The following is a 3,047-nucleotide window of genomic DNA, read 5'->3' as shown; positions in this document are numbered from 1 at the left end:
TTCTCTCAAAACTAGATAACAGTAAGCATACATTCAAATTGGTTAAGTCCTCGATCGATTAGTATCTGTCAGCTCCATGTGTCGCCACACTTCCACCTCAGACCTATCAACCTGATCATCTTTCAGGGATCTTACTTCCTTGCGGAATGGGAAATCTCATCTTGAGGGGGGCTTCATGCTTAGATGCTTTCAGCACTTATCCCGTCCGCACATAGCTACCCAGCGATGCCCTTGGCAGAACAACTGGTACACCAGCGGTGCGTCCATCCCGGTCCTCTCGTACTAAGGACAGCTCCTCTCAAATTTCCTGCGCCCGCGACGGATAGGGACCGAACTGTCTCACGACGTTCTGAACCCAGCTCGCGTACCGCTTTAATGGGCGAACAGCCCAACCCTTGGGACCGACTACAGCCCCAGGATGCGATGAGCCGACATCGAGGTGCCAAACCTCCCCGTCGATGTGGACTCTTGGGGGAGATAAGCCTGTTATCCCCGGGGTAGCTTTTATCCGTTGAGCGATGGCCCTTCCATGCGGAACCACCGGATCACTAAGCCCGACTTTCGTCCCTGCTCGACTTGTAGGTCTCGCAGTCAAGCTCCCTTGTGCCTTTACACTCTGCGAATGATTTCCAACCATTCTGAGGGAACCTTTGGGCGCCTCCGTTACCTTTTAGGAGGCGACCGCCCCAGTCAAACTGCCCACCTGACACTGTCTCCCCGCCCGATAAGGGCGGCGGGTTAGAAGGTCAATACAGCCAGGGTAGTATCCCACCGATGCCTCCACCGAAGCTGGCGCTCCGGTTTCCAAGGCTCCTACCTATCCTGTACAAGCTGTACCAACATTCAATATCAGGCTGCAGTAAAGCTCCACGGGGTCTTTCCGTCCTGTCGCGGGTAACCTGCATCTTCACAGGTACTATAATTTCACCGAGTCTCTCGTTGAGACAGTGCCCAGATCGTTGCGCCTTTCGTGCGGGTCGGAACTTACCCGACAAGGAATTTCGCTACCTTAGGACCGTTATAGTTACGGCCGCCGTTTACTGGGGCTTCAATTCGCACCTTCGCTTACGCTAAGCGCTCCTCTTAACCTTCCAGCACCGGGCAGGCGTCAGCCCCTATACTTCGCCTTACGGCTTCGCAGAGACCTGTGTTTTTGCTAAACAGTCGCCTGGGCCTATTCACTGCGGCTCTCTCGGGCTTGCACCCTAACAGAGCACCCCTTCTCCCGAAGTTACGGGGTCATTTTGCCGAGTTCCTTAACGAGAGTTCTCTCGATCACCTTAGGATTCTCTCCTCGCCTACCTGTGTCGGTTTGCGGTACGGGCACCTCTCACCTCGCTAGAGGCTTTTCTTGGCAGTGTGGAATCAGGAACTTCGCTACTATAATTCGCTCGCCATCACAGCTCAGCCTTCACGGGAAACGGATTTGCCTATTTCCCAGCCTAACTGCTTGGACGCGGATATCCAATACCGCGCTTACCCTATCCTCCTGCGTCCCCCCATTGCTCAAATGGTGAGGAGGTGGTACAGGAATATCAACCTGTTATCCATCGCCTACGCCTTTCGGCCTCGGCTTAGGTCCCGACTAACCCTGAGCGGACGAGCCTTCCTCAGGAAACCTTAGGCATTCGGTGGAGGGGATTCTCACCCCTCTTTCGCTACTCATACCGGCATTCTCACTTCTAAGCGCTCCACAAGTCCTTCCGGTCTTGCTTCACAGCCCTTAGAACGCTCTCCTACCACTGTTCGAAGAACAGTCCGCAGCTTCGGTGATACGTTTAGCCCCGGTACATTTTCGGCGCAGAGTCACTCGACCAGTGAGCTATTACGCACTCTTTAAATGGTGGCTGCTTCTAAGCCAACATCCTGGTTGTCTAAGCAACTCCACATCCTTTTCCACTTAACGTATACTTTGGGACCTTAGCTGGCGGTCTGGGCTGTTTCCCTTTCGACTACGGATCTTATCACTCGCAGTCTGACTCCCAAGGATAAGTCATCGGCATTCGGAGTTTGACTGAATTCGGTAACCCGGTAGGGGCCCCTAGTCCAATCAGTGCTCTACCTCCGAGACTCTTACCTTGAGGCTAGCCCTAAAGCTATTTCGGAGAGAACCAGCTATCTCCAGGTTCGATTGGCATTTCACCCCTACCCACACCTCATCCCCGCACTTTTCAACGTGCGTGGGTTCGGGCCTCCATTCAGTGTTACCTGAACTTCACCCTGGACATGGGTAGATCACCTGGTTTCGGGTCTACGACCACGTACTCAATTCGCCCTATTCAGACTCGCTTTCGCTGCGGCTCCGCATCTTCTGCTTAACCTTGCACGGGATCGTAACTCGCCGGTTCATTCTACAAAAGGCACGCCATCACCCGTTAACGGGCTCTGACTACTTGTAGGCACACGGTTTCAGGATCTCTTTCACTCCCCTTCCGGGGTGCTTTTCACCTTTCCCTCACGGTACTGGTTCACTATCGGTCACTAGGGAGTATTTAGCCTTGGGAGATGGTCCTCCCGGATTCCGACGGAATTTCACGTGTTCCGCCGTACTCAGGATCCACTCAGGAGAGAACGAAGTTTTGACTACAGGGCTGTTACCTCCTATGGCGGGCCTTTCCAGACCTCTTCATCTACCTCGTTCCTTTGTAACTCCGTACAGAGTGTCCTACAACCCCAAGAGGCAAGCCTCTTGGTTTGGGCTGGTCCCGTTTCGCTCGCCGCTACTCAGGGAATCGCATTTGCTTTCTCTTCCTCCGGGTACTTAGATGTTTCAGTTCCCCGGGTCTGCCTTCTCATATCCTATGTATTCAGATATGGATACCACTCCATTACGAGTGGTGGGTTTCCCCATTCGGAAATCTCCGGATCAAAGCTTGCTTACAGCTCCCCGAAGCATATCGGTGTTCGTCCCGTCCTTCATCGGCTCCTAGTGCCAAGGCATCCACCGTGCGCCCTTTCTAACTTAACCGTTAAAAAGAATCACTACGTGATATCTTGCATTACTAATTGAATGTGAATTACTTCTGTTATCTAGTTTTCAAAGAACA

1 rRNA gene is annotated in these 3,047 nt (G+C 52.9%); it reads right to left on the bottom strand.

The annotated features are described in order from the left end of the window. Positions 1 to 38: 38 nt before the first annotated feature. Positions 39 to 2,968: ribosomal RNA gene (locus SB724_RS19280) — 23S ribosomal RNA — on the bottom strand. Positions 2,969 to 3,047 lie beyond the last annotated feature (79 nt).

It is taken from the genome of Bacillus sp. SIMBA_031 (genome assembly GCF_046535225.1).
Classification (GTDB): domain Bacteria; phylum Bacillota; class Bacilli; order Bacillales; family Bacillaceae; genus Bacillus; species Bacillus velezensis.
The sequence above is the reverse complement of the archived record's forward strand: the minus strand, read 5'-3'. Positions and strand labels throughout refer to the sequence as shown.